A 341-nucleotide genomic window follows, 5' to 3' on the forward strand; every position below is an offset into this window, starting at 1 on the left:
GACCCTGGCCGTGCTGTCGCGCTGCCTGGCCGCCGATATCGAAACCTCGGCCAAGGCGCTGGAAGCCGCCGCGAACCCGCGCCTGCATGTGTTCCTGTCGACCAGCCCGCTGCATCGCGAGCACAAACTGCGCATGAGCCGCGAGCAGGTGCTGGAGTCGGTGCACAAGCACGTCAGCCTGGCCCGCAGCTACGTGGGCGATGTGGAGTTCTCCGCTGAAGATGCCACGCGCACCGAGGGAGATTTCCTGATCGAGGTTGCCCGCGTGGCCGTGGCCGCCGGCGCCACCACCATCAACCTGCCCGACACCGTGGGGTTCACCACGCCCGAAGAGATCCGCG

The 341-nt window shown here is 68.0% G+C and carries 1 pseudogene; it reads left to right on the forward strand.

The features are described from left to right. A pseudogene (locus tag AAE045_RS23750) lies at positions 1-341 on the forward strand (2-isopropylmalate synthase); the annotation flags it as partial.

The organism is Dryocola clanedunensis, from assembly GCF_038405435.1.
In the GTDB taxonomy this organism is placed as follows: domain Bacteria; phylum Pseudomonadota; class Gammaproteobacteria; order Enterobacterales; family Enterobacteriaceae; genus Dryocola; species Dryocola clanedunensis_A.